Origin of the sequence: Pseudovibrio exalbescens DSM 16456 (assembly GCF_000422785.1) — a bacterium.
Lineage (GTDB): Bacteria > Pseudomonadota > Alphaproteobacteria > Rhizobiales > Stappiaceae > Pseudovibrio > Pseudovibrio exalbescens.
The window spans coordinates 170,590-187,987 of sequence record NZ_AUGS01000001.1 but is presented as its reverse complement, the minus strand read 5'-3'; the positions used below and the strand labels follow the sequence as shown (position 1 = coordinate 187,987).

At 56.1% G+C, this 17,398-nt stretch carries 12 protein-coding genes and 3 pseudogenes; 11 read left to right on the top strand and 4 right to left on the bottom strand.

The window, feature by feature from the left end; genetic code table 11:
- Nucleotides 1–93: 93 nt before the first annotated feature.
- A complete protein-coding gene (locus G512_RS0100910; RefSeq protein ID WP_028480068.1) occupies nucleotides 94–969 on the bottom strand; it encodes a hypothetical protein in 876 nt (291 codons plus the stop codon).
- Between the two features lie 354 nt (nucleotides 970–1,323).
- On the opposite strand from G512_RS0100910, the pseudogene G512_RS22925 reads away from it, so the two are divergent.
- Both G512_RS22925 and G512_RS21960 read left to right on the top strand, forming a co-directional pair.
- Nucleotides 1,324–2,601 (top strand): annotated as a pseudogene (locus G512_RS22925) (hypothetical protein); the annotation flags it as partial.
- Nucleotides 2,602–2,640: 39 nt separating this feature from the next.
- Entirely contained in the window at nucleotides 2,641–4,617 is a 1,977-nt protein-coding gene (locus tag G512_RS21960) for a putative bifunctional diguanylate cyclase/phosphodiesterase (protein WP_322782946.1), read from the top strand.
- Here G512_RS21960 and G512_RS0100895 read toward each other — a convergent pair.
- The gene (locus tag G512_RS0100895; RefSeq protein ID WP_036487932.1) at nucleotides 4,614–8,381 is read right to left on the bottom strand and encodes an AAA family ATPase; all 3,768 of its coding nucleotides are present in this window, start codon (nucleotides 8,379–8,381) and stop codon (nucleotides 4,614–4,616) included. The genes G512_RS21960 and G512_RS0100895 overlap by 4 nt on opposite strands.
- A complete protein-coding gene (locus G512_RS0100890; protein WP_028480065.1) occupies nucleotides 8,382–9,623 on the bottom strand; it encodes an exonuclease SbcCD subunit D in 1,242 nt (413 codons plus the stop codon).
- Between the two features lie 294 nt (nucleotides 9,624–9,917).
- On the opposite strand from G512_RS0100890, the gene G512_RS0100885 reads away from it, so the two are divergent.
- The 5 genes and pseudogenes from G512_RS0100885 to G512_RS23115 form a co-directional block, all read left to right on the top strand.
- Entirely contained in the window at nucleotides 9,918–10,646 is a 729-nt protein-coding gene (locus tag G512_RS0100885) for a pirin family protein (RefSeq protein ID WP_051268693.1), read from the top strand.
- A 178-nt stretch (nucleotides 10,647–10,824) separates the two neighbouring features.
- On the top strand, nucleotides 10,825–12,495 hold the full coding sequence (locus tag G512_RS19565; RefSeq protein ID WP_051268691.1) for a GNAT family N-acetyltransferase: 1,671 nt from the start codon (nucleotides 10,825–10,827) through the stop codon (nucleotides 12,493–12,495).
- A 395-nt stretch (nucleotides 12,496–12,890) separates the two neighbouring features.
- Nucleotides 12,891–14,006, top strand: coding sequence for a replication initiation protein RepC (gene repC / locus G512_RS0100875; RefSeq protein ID WP_028480063.1), 1,116 nt, complete (start codon nucleotides 12,891–12,893; stop codon nucleotides 14,004–14,006).
- A 14-nt stretch (nucleotides 14,007–14,020) separates the two neighbouring features.
- The gene (locus tag G512_RS0100870) at nucleotides 14,021–14,446 is read left to right on the top strand and encodes a plasmid mobilization protein (protein ID WP_208974902.1); all 426 of its coding nucleotides are present in this window, start codon (nucleotides 14,021–14,023) and stop codon (nucleotides 14,444–14,446) included.
- Nucleotides 14,436–14,873: pseudogene (locus G512_RS23115) on the top strand (relaxase/mobilization nuclease domain-containing protein); the annotation flags it as partial. The gene G512_RS0100870 and the pseudogene G512_RS23115, both read left to right, overlap by 11 nt.
- Before the next feature lie 9 nt (nucleotides 14,874–14,882).
- On the opposite strand, the gene G512_RS22920 reads toward G512_RS23115, so the two are convergent.
- Nucleotides 14,883–15,188: a hypothetical protein gene (locus tag G512_RS22920; RefSeq protein WP_028480061.1), complete on the bottom strand. Its 306-nt coding sequence runs from the start codon at nucleotides 15,186–15,188 to the stop codon at nucleotides 14,883–14,885.
- Between G512_RS22920 and G512_RS22915 the strand changes: the two genes are divergently transcribed.
- The 4 genes and pseudogenes from G512_RS22915 to G512_RS22320 all read left to right on the top strand — a co-directional run.
- Nucleotides 15,187–15,669 carry a hypothetical protein gene (locus tag G512_RS22915; protein ID WP_028480060.1) on the top strand — a complete coding sequence of 161 codons (483 nt, stop codon included), beginning with the start codon at nucleotides 15,187–15,189 and terminating at the stop codon, nucleotides 15,667–15,669. The two genes, G512_RS22920 and G512_RS22915, sit on opposite strands and share 2 nt — an antisense overlap.
- Before the next feature lie 3 nt (nucleotides 15,670–15,672).
- On the top strand, nucleotides 15,673–15,978 hold the full coding sequence (locus G512_RS22910; RefSeq protein WP_028480059.1) for a hypothetical protein: 306 nt from the start codon (nucleotides 15,673–15,675) through the stop codon (nucleotides 15,976–15,978).
- A 46-nt stretch (nucleotides 15,979–16,024) separates the two neighbouring features.
- A complete protein-coding gene (locus G512_RS0100845) occupies nucleotides 16,025–16,312 on the top strand; it encodes a hypothetical protein (protein ID WP_028480058.1) in 288 nt (95 codons plus the stop codon).
- Nucleotides 16,313–16,429: 117 nt separating this feature from the next.
- Nucleotides 16,430–17,248: pseudogene (locus G512_RS22320) on the top strand (IS3 family transposase); the annotation flags it as partial.
- Nucleotides 17,249–17,398 lie beyond the last annotated feature (150 nt).

The following is a 17,398-nucleotide window of genomic DNA, read 5'->3' as shown; positions in this document are numbered from 1 at the left end:
TAGCGCGATCACATTACGGACACATTGACATATCTCAAGACAAATCAATGATTGGCCCGAATTTGATAAAATTTTGAATGGCTTGGCATCCAATCAGCGCCGTTTGCGGTTTGCCGCGCCAACTCCCCCAGCGTCAAACAACAAAGCAGACACACGGCAGGACCCACCAAGACCGAAGCCATCACGAGCCCATTCTTGTCGCAAGCCCTCACATTCATCCAGAAGCTCATCCTCAGGGCCGTCGTTTGCCGTTTTGCTTGGCACCAGTTCAACAGTCAACGCCGGACGCAGCGCATCCGCCATCCAGCGCTGAAATCCCCGAATGGTTTCTGTACGGCCAATGGCAACCAGCGGCCGCTGTCCTTCACGCGTGTAGATCTCGTTCAGATAGTAATCAGTGCTGCCGTTTGCGCCGAGCATACCCTTCATGGGTCTCAATGACGTAAGACGCACACGCGGCGCACTCTGATCAAAGCTCAAGTCCAATCTGGGACCAATCAATGAAGAGCGAGGCAGATTGTACTTTTCCTCAAGCAAAAAACGGGCAACCTCTGGGTGCTCCCGTGTCAGAACAAGAACGCGATAGTCACGGCGCTGCATCAAGTCGATCAACTCACCCATAGCAGTTGCCGTAGTACCGTCAGTGCCATCCACTGCAGAGAAATGTATTTCACTCAGATATCTCTCGATCACCCGGTCGCGATAGCTAGCCAGTTCCGCTGTGCGAGCCAAGGCCGCGTTACGTTCTTTAGGCTCTGGCCACAACAAGCCGTCCGCCTCGATAACCACAAGACGCCTGTCCACGGATTGATAGTCCGCTGTTTCGGGGCGAGCAGTCCGCTCTACAAACTCGATGACACGATGACGGGTTTCTGGAGCCTGCCATGAAGGCAGGATCAGCGAATGCTCAACACCTGTCGGCTGCATGACGGCAATTGCACCCGCAGCGAGGAATGCGGCCCATTTCATTATTGTTATCCTTGGCCTGACATTTCGCCGGTCGTATCCCGGCTTATGACGCACAAGGATGATGATTTAGAGTGCTTTCCGAGCGTTTAACCACGGATGAAAAACCAACACCAAGTTCCCTATAACGTAAACGCGACCCTAAGGTAACAAATAAACCCCAATTATTATTTCGTTAATCAAGGGCAGGATTTTGTTTGTCTTTTGCATTTGTGTATCATTCAAGCATCGCCTTTGACAAAAATATGTCATAGACCCGTAAGTAAAGATTTTTAAAGGAACTTTGCTTTAAACACCGTACTCTTCAAGGAACGTTGAGAGACGCGGGCAGAGGGGCCTATACATCAGGGGGCGTGAATGCGAGCAGTATTGCAAGCTGGTCTGCCGTTTATCGCAGGCAGTTTGACAAGATCAGGGGAAAGCATCGCTCACCCTGTGAGATTGCTTGCCGACACGCAACCGGCATCATCGATGATCGGCATCTCCTCAACGACCGAAGTGAATGCCTCCATCACCACGCTGGAGCACTTGTGGCCTATGGTCACTGCCTCCATTTCCTTTCTTCTTCCCCTCGGCCTTCTCTTGATCTTCACAGCGATCTACGGATCACGAGATACGAATGCCATCATAACTCGAGCCTTCACATCACTTGCAGTTGGCGTTGCCTGTTTCAGTGCCGTTGGATTGATGATTGCTTTCGGCGAGAGCGTCGGTGGGTGGTTTGGCTATGACCCCTCACTCCTGTTCCTTTTGGAGCTGAACCATTATTCCCTGTCGATCGCGGGATATCACGTGGCGATGTGCGCCATCGTGATCCTGCTCGTCTTCATTCCCTTGGCACGTATTCTCACGTTCAAGGGCCATATGATCACGGCAGCCGTAGTGGGTTCGCTGGTCTACCCGGTGTATACACATTGGGTGTGGGGTGCTCCACAAAACGACTCCTTCATGAACCCGATCGAAGGACTAGGGTTCATCGATCACTCGGGAATTACGGTGATTCACCTCACCTCTTTTCTGTTTTCGGCCTCAGCTCTGGTTTCCACCCCGCACTTTCGCTCTCAGGCTAAACTCGTCTTTGATACGCGGCGCGACTGGGATGCCAATGCGATTTATATCATCGCTGGTACACTGTTGATGATCATTGGTTAGGCCGGCTTGAATGTCGGGTCGCTCCCGCTGTTTTCCGGTCTGGTTCCAATGGTGTTTCACAACACCATAACCGCCGGCGTATTTGGCGCGCTAACCGGGGGATTTCTGGCTCGTTTTCAGAAAGACCTGCCACTGCTTGCGGGAACGATCGCCGGCATGATAGCGGGACTATTATTCAGTTCCGCCGCACCAGAACTCCTAGATGTCGGCACAGCGACAATCTCCGGTGTTCTGGGCACGTTTATCTATTTCAGCGCCCGGGGCCACTTCCGAAACTCATGGAACACCAATCCGTTGGGCGCCAGCCTTCTTGCATACGCCTCGGTTGCCGCCCTTGGCTGCATCAGTACGGCAATCCTCGTTCCGGTCGATGCACTTGAGACCACTTCGCGCGAGAGCCAGTTGCTGGCGCAAACCCTTGGTGTTCTTGTAAATGCCGGTTGGGTTGTAGGCTGCGGTTTCACATTGTTCTCCATTCTTGATCGAAAAGGCCTGGTCAAGAAAGTCATCAGTTCCAGCGATATGGCATCACTGGAAGAATCCTACTACGAACGCGTTGTACTTGAGCAGGCAATGGAAGATGTGCTTGCCGGTAAGGTGCGCGAAGCCCGTCCGCTGGAGATCCCACACGGTGATGACTACGCTCGTCTGACCCTTCAATTCAACGAGCTCCTCAACAGGTTGCAGAGCGAGGAGGACCGCAAGGCAATTACGGGCCCCCATGACACCCACAGTGCGGACTTTCAGAAGCTCAAGGTTTTTGCCGATGGCACTTTCGAAGGGCTGGTAATCTCGAAAAACGGGCGCATCCTCGAAGCCAACAAGGCTTTTGTCGAGTTGATTGGCCGCGATGAACATGCCATTACCGGCAGGCCTATTCTTGATTTCGTTCCACCAGACTACATCAAGCTCACCCAACGCGCGCTCAAGAACACGCATCAGGCTCCCTATCAATCCGTGGTACTCAGCTCCACAGGAGAGCGCATCCCCGTCGAGATTCGTGCGCGCCCGCTGGAGCTCAACGGAATCGTCTTCCGGCTCTCCGCCATCCGCGATATTCGCCAGCAACGCAAGGCAGAGGCAGAAATCCTGCATTTGGCCCAGCATGACATGCTGACTGACTTGCCGAACCGAACCCTCTTCCGGGACCGCTTCCATCAAGCAGTTGAAACCCGGGCAACCCGGGCAGATCTCATCGCAGTCATGATGATCGACCTAGACCGGTTCAAGGAAATCAACGACCTTTATGGACATCCGATTGGTGACAAGTTCATTCAGGGCGTCTCCAAAAGACTGCGCAGTTGTGTGGGCCACAACGATACCTGCGCCCGTTTGGGCGGGGATGAATTCGCCATCGTGCAAGTCAATCTGAAAACGAAGGCCGAAGTCGGGCTGCTGGCCAACCGCATTCTGGAAATTCTTTCAAAGCCGATAGCCGTAACAAGCGACATTACCATTCGCACCAGCGCCAGCATCGGCGTTGCCCTGTGCCCGGATGATGGCGAAGACCCGGATCTGTTGCTCGCCAATGCGGACATGGCGCTTTACAAGGCCAAGGAAGCTGGCCGCAACACCTTCCGCTTTTTCGAGCCGGAAATGGAAGCCGGGGTCCGCATGCGCCGCTCCATTGAAGTGGATCTGCGCAAGGCGATTCAACAAAATGACCTCGTCTTGCATTTCCAGCCGCAAGCCCGCGTCGATGACCGCAGTATCGTCGGTTATGAGGCCCTGCTTCGCTGGACCCATGCAGATAAGGGGTCGATCAGCCCGAGCGACTTCGTACCTGTTGCAGAAGAAAGCGGGCTTATCATCCCCATTGGTCGCTGGGTGCTGGACGAAGCCTGCCGTCAAGCAGCCAAGTGGCCGGAAAAGTGCCGTGTCAGCGTCAACCTGAGCCCAATACAGTTCTGCGACGAGTATCTGCTTCAGCATGTCGAGATGTCGCTGGCCAATAGCGGCCTTGAACCCCACCGCTTGGAACTTGAAGTCACGGAAAGTGTCCTGGTCTATGACGATCACCGCGCATTGAGCACGCTCAAGGAGTTGAAACGCCGTGGTGTCGGCATCGCTCTGGATGACTTCGGCACCGGCTATTCATCCCTCAGCTACCTGCGACGCTTCCCGTTCGATCGCCTCAAGATCGATCGTAGTTTTGTCAGCGGCGCCACATCAGATTCTGGCCTCGCCCTGATCATCCGCTCGGTCATCGAAATGGGTCAGGCCCTCGGCATGGAAGTTATTGCAGAGGGCGTTGAAACTGAGGCTGAGTTTGACCTGCTACGCAACGAAGGGTGCGATGAAGTACAGGGCTACCTTATCGGACGCCCACAAGAGCTAACCCCGGACGATATGCTGGACACGCTCCATACCGAAGCGCAACGAAAAGTGAACGCCAACATAGAGGCCCTGCATGCGGTGGCTCGCCGTCTGGAAGCATTCGATGCTCCCCATCAAGCTCGAGCAGAGCCACGCAAACTGAAGGTCACTTCGTCAGCCTAAACCCATCCATCCGGCGCAACAACGCGCACACGGCTTCGCCCACCACCTTGCCGCTGAACCTGAACCTGCACCGGAATGCGGTCTTTCATGGCTTCGACGTGGCTGATCACACCGACTTTACGGCCCTGTCCCTGCAGCAACTCCAACGCATCAATGGCGACATCCAACGTTTCACCATCCAGTGATCCAAAGCCTTCATCAATGAACAGCGTGTCGACGAACGATTGGCGACCTTCCAGCGAGGACAAAGCCAGCGCCAGGCTCAAGGAGACAAGAAAACGCTCCCCACCACTCAGGGAACGAGTCGAGCGCGGCACCTGCGCCATGTCGAGATCCAACACCAAGAGCCCGAGCCCCTTGTCTGCTCGTTTCAACCGATACCTTGGTTTCAGCGCGTTCAGTTGCTTGTTGGCCAGTTCAACCAATAACTCAAGCGTCACTCCCTGTGCGATCCGTTGGAACTTGTCACCATCCGCAGAACCGATAGCCTTGGATACAGCTCCCCACTGATCAGCAAAGTGCCGCTTTGCCTCAATTTGCTTGACCATTTGCGCCGCTTTTTCCCGTGCAGTATCGTCGCTGGCCAGCTGCTGGCGCAGCATACCAATGGTCTCGGCCATCTTCTGCAAAGCTTCACGCGTTTCACCGGCTTTGTGCTCCACGACTGCGCGTTCATGGCCCGCAATCGTGTCGGGTTCCAGAGTGGCAAGGTCTTTTTCCCGCAGCTCTACAGCCTCGCCCGCGGCCCGAAGCTCTTCTTCCAGCGTTGCAAGCTCAGTCTCCAACGGAGCCAGATCTGCCTTTGCTTGATCGCGCAACCTTTCAAAGGCCGCCCTCTCCAACTCTGCCCGTGCAAGCTGCTCCTCGAAGTGCTGGTCCGCTTTTAAGAGCGCCTCTTTCGCCTGAGTGCCGGCCTCTCGAAAGCCTGAGACGGAAGCATTCAGGGCTGCCACTTCACGCTCGCCAGTCTGTCGGCGATTTTGTATTTCCTGAAGGTCCGTGCGCGCCTTTCGGTAACGTTGTTGGAAGGCCTCCTGATGGCTGGCGGTTGGTTGGCCTCCAAGAAGGCCCTTCCGGTCATTTCGACGCTGCTGCACAGCATCTGCACACTGCCGCCATGTCCGCTCCAAATGCTCTACGGTTTTCATCACGCCATCCCGGCGTTCTTCAAGTCTGCCCAACGCATCTGCGAGCGTTGCAAGCTCTTTCTCAGCACGCTCAACATCCGCCATCAACCGGTCATGACGGGCGCACGTATCAGCGACCAAGCGGCGAACTTGAGCCGGATCCTGCTCAAGCGCCTCAATCGTCACATTGATTGCCTCAAGCGCATCTTTCAATCGCTCCACAAGACGCGCCTTTTGCGTCTCGCGTGCACTGCGTTCCGTTAGTTTTTCCGTCAGATGCATGCGAATGGAGGCGAGTTCCTGACCTCGCCGGCTCATTTCATCCCGGAGCGTTTCACGCTGCTGACGGAGAGTGTTCAGGTGCTTTTCTGCGTCTTCCAATGTGCGCCGGCGCGCATGATATGCATCAGAAGACGCTTTAAGCTCCCCCAGGCACTGTTCCACTTCACGGGCCAGCCTGTCCAGATCCGTCGCCTCTACGCGATCCGCCAACGGAGGTTGAACCCCGCGCGCTTTGAACGCGGCATGGGCAGACCTTTCCAGCGTTTCCCACTCCGCATCCAGATTGGTTTGGGCTTTTTGCCGCCTGAGCAAGAGGTCTTTCAAAGCCGCCTTGCGCGCTTCGAGCGAGGCGTTGGTTCGATCCTGTGTTTTTCGCAGCTCATCGAGTGTGCTTTGACTTTCGGCAACACTGCGCTCCGCCGCGTCTCGCTGAACCAACAGCTCTTTGAACAGGTTGGTCAGATCGCTGTCATCCTCCTTCGCAAACGGATGGTCTTCGCTGCCACAAACGGGGCAAGGCTCTTCTGCGACGAGTTCGGCACGCAAGCGCTGAGCATGCTGGTCCTGCGCGGAGACGGCGAGCACCGACGCCTTCCGGGCCTCGTCAGCACGCTGCTGACGCTCGCTCAAGCGAGCTTTTTCGCTTTCCTGCGACACCAAAAGTGTGACGAGTTGTTGCTCCATTTCATCCAGCGTCTTCTGATCGGCCGCCGCCTGATCACCAAGAACAGCCTCTTCCCGTTGGACCTCACGCAGACGATGGGTTGCCTGCTGAACAGTGCCGAAGGCCTCACGTTGACGCTGATTGGTCTCAAGATCGAAACCCACATCTTGTGCCTTGAGGGTTTGGACCGATTGCTCTGCTTGTTCCAACTCCGCTCCGAGGCGAGACAGTTTTTCAGACAGTTCCTTTTCGATGACCTCAAGGTCCTGCCTCTTGCGCTCCGCTTGTTGGATGTCCGCGTTCCCAGCCACGGCTGCTTGCTGCAGGGACATGAAACTATCGATGTCCTCCTGCAATACATCCGGATTCCCCAAAGCCGACCGGACTGGTTGAAGGCGCTCAAGCTGCGCTCGCAACTTGCTCTTCAGGGCGTCTTTTTCTGCGTGCTCGGCCCGTTTGCCCGCAAGCTCGCTCTCAGCTTTGTCCAGTTGGGCGCGCCCTTCCGAAAGCTGAGCACCGGCCTGCTGTTCCGCACTCTCGGCCTGACGCACCGCCTCATCCAGTTGATAGGCCTGCGACCATTGCGGGGTCAGCGCTTCCAGCTCCTGTTCAAGCTTGGAGAACACATCCTGAGCGCTCGCTTCTTGTGTCTTGGAAGCTTCAAGGGCCTGCGTCTTGTCGGAAAGCGCCGCAAGCGCCCCTTCCAGATCCTTCGCCACTTTTTCCTGCGTGGCGCGCGCCGTTTCCACAGCCTCTGCTGCAGGTTCCACCTGTCCGATACGTTTGAGTTGATCTCGCAAGGCCCGACGTGGCGCCGCCGCCTCATGGGCTTGTTTGCGTGAGGTGAACAGGTCTTGAGCCTGCCTCAGTTGGTCCCGCGCCGTGTCCACTTGCTTCATGTGGGTCAGCAACGCTTCGGTTTTAGCAAGATCCGCCTGCAGAGCCGCGTAGGCGGCCTCCTGCTTTTCCTTGTCCTGCTCGATCTCAGTACGCTTGGCCTCGTCCAGAAGGCCGATGCTTCCTGTTTCAATCTCCAGCGTCTTCACGGCTTCCAATGCTTCCGAGTGAGCACGATGGACATTCTGCGAAATCTGACGATAGACCGTTGTGCCGGTGATTTTTTCAAGCAGAGCAGCCCGTTCGCGGTCGCTGGCCCGCAAGAACGCATCAAAGTCGCCCTGAGCCAACAACACCGTACGACGGAACTGATCATAAGTTAGGCCGAGATGCGCCTCGACCGCCGCATCCACCTGACGGATGCCGCTTTCCATCGTCTTTTCATCCCGAAGACGAATGAAGCTACGGTCCACATTCTGCAGGCGACCCGACGCCTTGCCCCGCGCCCGCCGAACCATCCAGCGTGACCTGTAGGTCTCTCCATCCGTGCCCACAAAGTCCACCTCTGCGAAACCACTGGTGGCTCCTCGGGTCAGGACAGATTTGGGGTCCTTTTCGCGAAAAGAATCTCCAGAAACATCAGGAACGCTCTCATCACTGCCCTCTGAGGTCAAACGAGGGCACTTGCCAAACAAGGCAAGGCATAGCGCATCCAGAATGGTGGATTTGCCCGCGCCGGTCTCCCCTGTAATGGCGAAGAGCCCAGCGCTGTGCAACGGCTCATCTTCCAGATTGATCTCAAACGGCGGGGCCAGACTGGCCAGCCCTTCACCGCGAATGGATAGGATACGCATTTACTCAATCTCCGCTGCCGCGCGGTGAAACAATTCCAGATGGGCAGCTTCCGGCTCTTCGCCATGAACACTGGCGAAGGCTGTTTTGAAAAGGTCTTCCGGTTCCAGATCACTGAGGCGAACCAGGGCCGCGGCCTCCGTGATCTCAGGTCCCTCCGTCACCGGGGAAACTATGGAAATTCCGGCGCCGCGCACCGGATAATTCTCAAGCAGTCTGTCAACTTCCACGCGCAGACCCGAGCCCGACACCTGAGGCTTCAGATCCACATGGACGAAAGGCCGCTGATCAAGCGGCACAGTGTCATCCAGAGCCAATTCATCCAAAACGGCGGGCAAGGCGTCGAGTGACAGCCCCTCCTCACCCCGTCCAAGGCGATGGAAGGCAACCGGTCGCTCCAATGGAATCTGGCGATACGTCAATCCGCCGTTTTCAACCTCAAGTAAGGTCACCGAGTGGTGATAGGGTTGCTCAGTCACCGACATGGGAAATGGTGACCCGGAATAACGAATGGTGTCGCGGCCGACCCTTTGCGGTTTATGCAAGTGCCCCAAAGCCACATAAGCAACATTCTCGTCGAACACGCTATGCGGTATGGCGTGTTCTCCGCCCACCAGAATCCGACGCTCCGCCCCTTCTGATTCCTCCGCGCCCCACACATGCAGGTGACCTGTGACGATCAGTGGGTCATCACCAATGCGGGCACGCGCCTGAGACACTGCATCCTGATAAAGCGCACGCACCGCCCGTACAATAACCGAGCCTTCCGGCTCACCTTCTTCACTGACGCGGGGCAGGTCGGCGGCCCTTGGAAACGGAATGGCAAGCACGTGGGCATGAATGGTTCCATCCGCCGTGCGCAACGGGACCAGATGCTGATCAAGGTCCAGCCCTTCACCAGTTCTATGCACTGTACCCACCACGTGCGCGCCCACACGATCCATCAAGACACCTGGGGCTTCCAGTCGGCCTGCCGGGTCATGATTGCCTGCGGTAATGACTGAAGTGAAGTGAGGGGTCTGATCCTGAAGAGCCGCTATCGCCTCGTAGAATTGGCGAGTTGAATCGGCAGAGGGGTTCTGGTTGTCAAACACGTCCCCTGCCATGACCAGAGCATCTACCTCGTGCTCGCGAGCCAGTTCAGCCAGTTGTTTGAAGAACTGCTCATGCTCAAAGGCGCGCGACCAACCGTTCAGCGTTTGGCCAATATGCCAGTCTGCCGTGTGTAATACTCTTAGGGCCATACAGGGTGCTTTGTCCGACTCGCTACTCGATGGACGCAGCCTAAAGACCGGTCGACGCCACTGTCTTAATGCAAAGCCGCCTATCCAAAGGTTTCACAGGGTTACCAACAATCACGTGCACCTCCAGAAATTTTCACCGCTCCGCCATTGCCTGCGCATTCCTTTCGTCGCCGGAGAGCAGTGTTCACTCTAAATGAACAGTATGGTCATGCCCCGTGCGCTTGTTTGCAGGCCTCACACCCATAAATCTGAACACAACAGCACAATTGGACGCCATCAGAGGAGGCATCTGCAATGACCAATACCCATCACGGTATCTCCATCACCAAAAAGCCGGCTTCAAGCCGGGGTCAGGTAGACATGGGCTGGCTCAAATCCGCCCACAGTTTCAGTTTCGGCAGCTATTTCGACCCGGAGAACATCCAGTTTGAAACACTGCGGGTCATCAATGATGATCTTGTTGCACCGGGCGGTGGTTTCCCGACCCATCCTCACCAGAACTTTGAGATCTTCTCCTATGTACAATCAGGTGCACTGGAGCATCGAGATTCCATGGGAAATGGCAGTGTGGTTTCCGCCGGTGGTGTTCAGTACATGAGCGCGGGTGCCGGGGTGCAGCATTCCGAGTTCAATGCGTCGGACAAGGATCCTGTGAAATTCCTCCAGATCTGGCTTGTTCCCGCGGAGCAAAACACCAGGCCGCGCTACGACACCCTGCAATTTGACCCTGACGACCGAAATGGTCGCCTCAAGCTTTTCCTGTCGCCGGATGGACGGGCGAACTCATTGCAGATCAACTCGCACACAAATGTCTATGCTGCACAAATAGATGGCGACCAAACACTTGAGTACGAACTGACCAGAGACCAGCCCGCCTATATTCACGTCGTGTCGGGCACATTGACCATTAACGGCGAAACCTTCAGCGAGGGCGATGCCGCCCAGGTCCGTGGTCATGGTCTTCTCGAACTTGCAAAGGGTAAGACCGCGGAAATCATCCTTTTCGAGTTTCTGCCAAACTAAAGCGAAACGACATGACATGACCCCGCAGAAACCTGCGGGGTCTCATCGTTTGCCCCGCCTGCTTTCATCTCCCACAAACACTGAACTGTTGACGTTGAGTAATTTATCGAGAATATATTGAGTAAATATTGAATGACCGGCTTGCACGGATAACAACAATAACAATGGCGGCAACGGCATGCAGACTCATCTGATCGAGGGACGGGAGGCGTTCAAAGCACTCCGGTCCAACTGGAACGAGCTCTACAAGAAAGACCCCAGCGCACAGTACTTTCTGTCGTGGCAATGGCTCTCCCGCCTGTACAACAGGAACACGGCCAATCTGGTGATACTGGCCGCCCGCCCTTCCAGCTCGGCCCCCTATGTCGCCCTCTTTCCATTACGCATTCGAACTCGCTACAGCCAAACTGGAAATTTTTATTATAACGACATCATCATGGCGGGGAATTTCGCGGCTGATTACACCGGGTTCCTGTGTGATCCAGAGTATGATTCCGCTGCCCTGCCCGCGCTGGGACGCCATCTTGCAAAAATGGACTGGGCGCAAATCCTGCTTGAAAACCTTTATTGCTCCGAAGAGCGCCTGGCCCTTCTCACGGGACCACTGCAACAGGGTGCAGTACGTACCTCCAATCCTTCACGCACCAACAAACGCGATAACGTCAACAACCTCGTGTGTCCGGTTCTTGAGCTACCAGAAACATTTGATGCTTATCTGGACACCTGTTTGAGCAGCAATACCCGTCAAAAACTGCGCCGGTTTGCGCGTAAGGTGAAAGCGGACCCCAGCTACAAGTTCACCATCGCCACGCCCGAAACCGTCGATCGGGATATCGATATTCTGATGGGCTTCTGGCACACCAAATGGGCGGCCCGAAAAGGCGACAAGATTGACACACTGGCCACAACGTCCCGCCACATGCTGAAGGCTGCCAGTGCCGCTCGAACCTTGTTCTTGCCCGTCCTATGGCATGAAGACTGCCCTTTGGGAGCATTGGCGAGTTTAATGGATCCGGTACGCGAGGCACTGCTGTTTGCACTGGCTGGCCGGGACGAGAGCTGGACAACTCCACCTCCGGGGTTGTTGCTCCATGGCTTTTCAATCAACTGGGCGATCAACAACGGCTTCAAGACCTATGACTTCCTGAGGGGTAACGAGCCCTACAAATACTCTTTGGGCGCACAGGATCGCCGGATCCACTGCCAATTGATCGAAACCAAATCCGGGCGCAATCGCTCCGGCAAACTGGACAAACGCTCACTTCCCGGTGTCTTGAAAACCACGGTGAGAGATTATCGCTCCAACAGGCGCCAGCAGGCTCTGGCTGGCTTGAACCAGGTATTGGCAACCGATCCCGACCATCCGCAGGCGCTCTACTATTACGGCCAGCACCAGATGGCCGAGCGAGACTACAAGGGCGCGGTGCAAACCTTTAGTCGGTTGACCCAGAACCAGCCGCAAAATGCGCTGGCATGGCTACGGTTGGGGCAATGCCAGTATGGTCAGAAAGACCTCATCGAGGCCGAAGTCGCCGTGCGTCACGCACTCTTGCTCGAACCAGCGAACATGGCAGCACGCTCTCAACTGGCGGATACATTGCTGGCAATGCGGCACAAACAGGAAGCAACCGCGGCTTACCAATCCGTGCTGGCGCTGCCGCCCAAAACACCGGCGGAACACAAGCTCGTGCAACGCGCTACCACAGCATTGTCGCGTTTACGCCCTGTGGCAACGGCTCCGATTCTTGCGGCGGCCTCCCCCTTGTCACCCAATCGCTTGCAACAAGCGCAAACGGGTCTTCACAAGCCCATCATCAAGACCGGCCGACCACCAACTCGGCTGAACTAGGGAAGCATCAGAGACACGCGGCAACACGGCCTGTCAAATCGACAGGGCATCAGGACTGGCGTCGCCGCAGCTGGCGCATGTCAGCATGATCTTTGTGGGAAGGTGGTAGGCCCGGAGGGACTAGCGAAAGCGAGGAAAATCAACCACTTAGCGAAAAGTGGGACAAAAACACTTCCCAATAGATTACAATGGCTTACAAATGCAACTGCCCCACTTTATCAATCTCTCCAGCCCATTGGGGACATACATAATCGGGTTCTTGAAAAGCAAAAATCCGCCGAGGGGGCTGCCACCCCGCTCGACGGACCATTTAAGAATGCAATTGCATCTCGAAACTATCCTATCGCGCGGTTAACTTCAACCAGCGCGCCGCTCCTTCTTGATGGAGGTGCGGTATGTGCGTAACGCTCACCCATGGGGGCCTTCCCCAAGAGTTCACGCGCTCTGACCTTTTGGGGCTGATCGACGCCCAAGGAAGCGCTGCAGGTTTGAGCGGAACCGATATCAAGGTCATCAAGCATTACATTCTAAAGGTTCGCGACGAGGACTTCCGTGCAGGTCGCATCTGCGCGGTTTGGCAACGGCTGCCAGTCATTGCCCAGGAGCTCTTTCTTGATGAGCGGGCTGTCACACGTGCAGAAAACCGCCTCGCGAAGGCAGGTTGGCTGTTAAAGACAAACGCACCCAAAAGTCGGCGTGCTGGCCAAAGAGAACAAGCAGGTGAGCAGCGCATCATCTGGGCTGCCGGGGTCAATCTGCAGCCACTGATTGATCACAGAGTTCCCAACCTTCTGCGTATCGCCCGGCAGCGAGAGGCTGCATCTGCAGAGCTTGACAGGGCGCGCGCGGAAGCAAAGCACCTCTTTAGCGAGATCCGAGCCCTGCGCGTTTCCGAGGCAATTGAGCGCGCCCTGGAGGTCTTGCCGTTTGGCCGCCTCTCGCGTGTTCGCGCCGTTGAGCAGCTCAAAAAGATCATAGAAGCTTTCTCTTCCCTCCTGTCGTCTTTCAAAAAGCAGGGTGTGGGCAAGTCTGTTGACGCCTTTGAAGCGGGACAGACAAAAGCGCCGTCCCGGACGGACAAAACGTCCGCACGATATAACACTCATCAAAAAACACTTATTCAGAACTGTAGGCAAAACGCTGTGCAGTTTTCTTTTCAGCAATGCATTGAGAACGCTCACAAGGATATGCGGGAGAACATGCGTTTCCTTGGCGGGGACAGTCAGGCGAACTTCATTGAGGCCGCGAACTTGCTCAGGCGAGACTTGCGCATCAGCGACGAGCTTTGGTCGCAGGCCTGTCATCGCCTGAACCGCGTTACAGCCGCCATCTTGGTTTCGATCATCTACAAGAACACCCAGTGCCCTAAAGGTCACAAAGCGCACGTTCGCCATGCGGCGGCATGCTTCAGGAAACTTATCCAAAGGGCGACCTTCGAGCCGCAGTTTCTCTCCCGCGTTGTCTTCAAAAACCTCAAAGGCGATGGAGTTGGATCATGGGCGATCAGTTGAGAGCAAGGCGACCCATGTCATACGACACGGAGCCTTGCGAGGGGTGGCAAGCCTCCCCTTCGAACCCCGCCAAAGCGCCCAAACGCCAGCTCGCAGAGACGGTCGTTTTGCGCTGTACGGCACAGGAAAAAGACAAGCTGAAAGCGCAAGCTGAGGCGGCGGGCGTTACCATCTCCGCCTTGCTCAGAGCAACGCTGGGCCTCGTCAAGCCGACCCGGCGTCGTGCTGCACCCAAGGTGGACCCGCGCCTGGTTGCTGAGCTGAGCCGCATCGGCACCAACCTCAACCAGATTGCCCGCGCTGTAAACACGGCCACCTCGGCGGGCGAAGCGCGTCAGCTCAACGGCCTGCAGATCATCACGGAACTGACCGCCATCGACCGGCAGCTTGGCGCCTTGCTGGCACTGCACCAGAGCGAGGAGCCTGGCGATGCTGATTAAGTTCTTCAAGAACGGCCAAGGCGGCGGCTCCGCCCCGGTTGACTACCTGGTGGCCAACAAGGTGCTGGCCTATGACGAGAACAGAAACCTGGTTCGTGATGAGGCTGGCAAGCCGGTATTGAAGGAGCGAGATCCTTTGCCGGAGGTTCTTGCAGGAGATCCCGAGCGGACAAAACTGCTCATCGACAGCAGCCGCAACAAATGGAGCTATCGCGCAGGGGTTTTAAGCTTCGACAAGAGCGACGCGCCCAGCGAAGCACAGCAGCGCACAGTAATGGACCGGTTTGAAACCCTGGCCTTTGCCGGATTGGAGCGGGATCAATACGATGTCTTGTGGGTGCGCCATACCCATGAGAACCGCGTCGAGCTTCACTTCTGCACACCGCGCCTGGAGCTTACCACCGGGAACAGCCTGAACATTGCTCCTCCTGGCTACCTAAAAGCCATGGATGCCCTTCGTGACATGCTCAACAAAGAGCATGGCTGGGCTGACCCCGAAGATCCGTCGCGCGCCCGTGAAACCAAGGTCGCAACCGAACGCAAGCAACGAGCGCAAAGCCGCGAAGAGATCCAGGACTGGATCAGCGAGCTTGTGGTCGCGGGCCGCATCACGACCCGCCCAGAGATGATTGAAACCTTGCAATCCGCAGGTTTTGAAATCCCCCGTGCAGGCAAGACCTACCTCACGGTGAAAGATCCAGAGACCGACACCCGATGGCGTTTGAAAGGAAGCCTCTTCCATGAAGGATGGACCCGAGAAGCCACTGCTCAGCGAACGCTTGAAAGCCAACATGCAAGCCGCCGAACAGCACCACGCCGACTTGATGGCATCAGCCTCGACGAGCTTCGAGACCGATATCAAAGCCATACTCAAAAACGCGCAGACTACAATCGCGCGCGATTTGGCCGCTCAGCATCGCGCAATCAAGACCGAGATCGAAGCAGAGCTGAACCACTTGAGAAAGCAGCTCGGCCTTTATCATCAGGCGCGCAAATGGTCCCCGCTCCTGTTGGCTCTGGCCGTATTATTTTCACTGCTGTTGGTGCTGGGCGCAACCTGGTTCTGGGCAACCAGCTATCAGGAATGGCGAACAGCCAAGAGCCTTCAAAGCGCGCTGGACGACAGCCAGAACGGATACCTGCTGCTCAACCTGACAAACGGCACCCTGGCCCGCTGCACCCCCAATCAAACCACCATCACGTGCAAAGACATGAAGGAGTAATCCATGGAACACTTAAGCCCCCTGGAGCGAGAATTGTTGGACTGCGTGCAACAATTGACCGACGCCTCAGTGCGTTCCAACGAGGCGCTCAGCGACTTGGAGAAACGCTCGACAGGTTTGCTGAACGAACGACTGGAACGGCTGGAAACCTGTCTAAGCGCCTCAATCAACTTGCAAGCTCAGTTCAACGCGGGATTGCTCGGCTTGCTGACAGATCCAGCCAGCTACAACGAGCACTCGGACACCCTCAACAACGTCATGAACTCAATCGCCCAGATCCAGAGCAAGATAAACGGCGGCTTGCAATGAAGCCGCGCACACCAACCACCGGAATGGAAAGATAAGGAACCCACAGATGACCACTACAACACTACCTAAAACCAGCTATAGCCCGGCTCAAGCCCGAGAAGCAGGCATCAAGGTCACCGACTACCCTTATGACAACGCTCCAAAAGGAGCCGTTGAGGCCACCTTCATTGCCGCCGTCTGGGGCAGGAACACAGCCCTGCGTTGTCTTTTCGAGACATCGGATGGCGTAAGATTCTCGGTGAACACATACCAACGGCGAGAGTACAAGCTGGATGGGATAGAGGTACCGATGAGGAACCAAGCGACGGGCAACAAACTCGTCCTAGAACTCTGAGTTCTATGTCGGAGACGCATCTGAACCAGAATGCGTCTCAATTCATTTTAGAGCCTTCTGTATCGACCCAGTTTCTTTCAGTGGCTCAGTATTCTGGAAAAACAATCATCGCCCTACAGGAAGTACAAGATCAGAAACCGCAGGCCGAGCCCCCGGAAAGTAAAGGCGGTGGCGCATGAGCGCCGTCGCTTTTGTTATCGACGCCTCCACGTGCTGCTCAAACGCGAAGGGCACCGTGTGAACCACAAGAAGCTCTTTCGGCTGTATCGGGAGGAGACGCTGACGTCACGTAGGCACGGCAGTCGGAAACGAGCGATCGGCACATGTGCGCCAATGCGGGTCCCGATGACGGCCAATGATCGCTGGTCGCTGGACTTCGTGTCGGTTCAACTAACCGATGGCCGTAGGTTCCGGGTGCTAACGATCGTCGATGATTGCACCAGGGAATGCTTGGGCCTTGTCGCCGATACATCGCTCTCGGGCCTTCGGGTTGCTCGTGAGCTGGATCGGATCATCGAGAAGCGTGGCAAGCCTAAGATGATCGTCAGTGAAAACGGGAGCGAATTCACCAGCAACGCGATCTTGCAATGGACGGACCGGGTTAAAATCGAGTGTCACTACATCGCGCCAGGTAAACCGATCCAGAGCGCCTTCATCGAAAACTTCAATGGGCGGCTGCGAGACGAGTTTCTGAATGAAACGCTCTTCGTGTCGCTGCCACATGCCCGATCAGCGCTTTCAAACTGGCGCAGTGCCTACAACGATCATCGACCACATTCCGGCCTCGGCTGGCTGACACCCGCCGAGTTCGCTCAGACTATCAACACGCGACGTGTTGCGGTACCACGCAGCCGGAATGGCTCCGCACCGCACCCCACCCCTACCGCACCAAATACCGCAATCCAAGACCGCTGGAGCGAACCCAAAACGGGATAAAACCTTAGGGCAAGGTCACTCACATTCAAATCAGCGCAACGCTGTCAGACGATCCTGGCAGGCCACTTAACCGCGATTAGAAGAGGTGATTGTGTAGGAGCATATCATGTTGTACCCACCACAACTGCTAGTGGGCTAATGGCCTTGTTC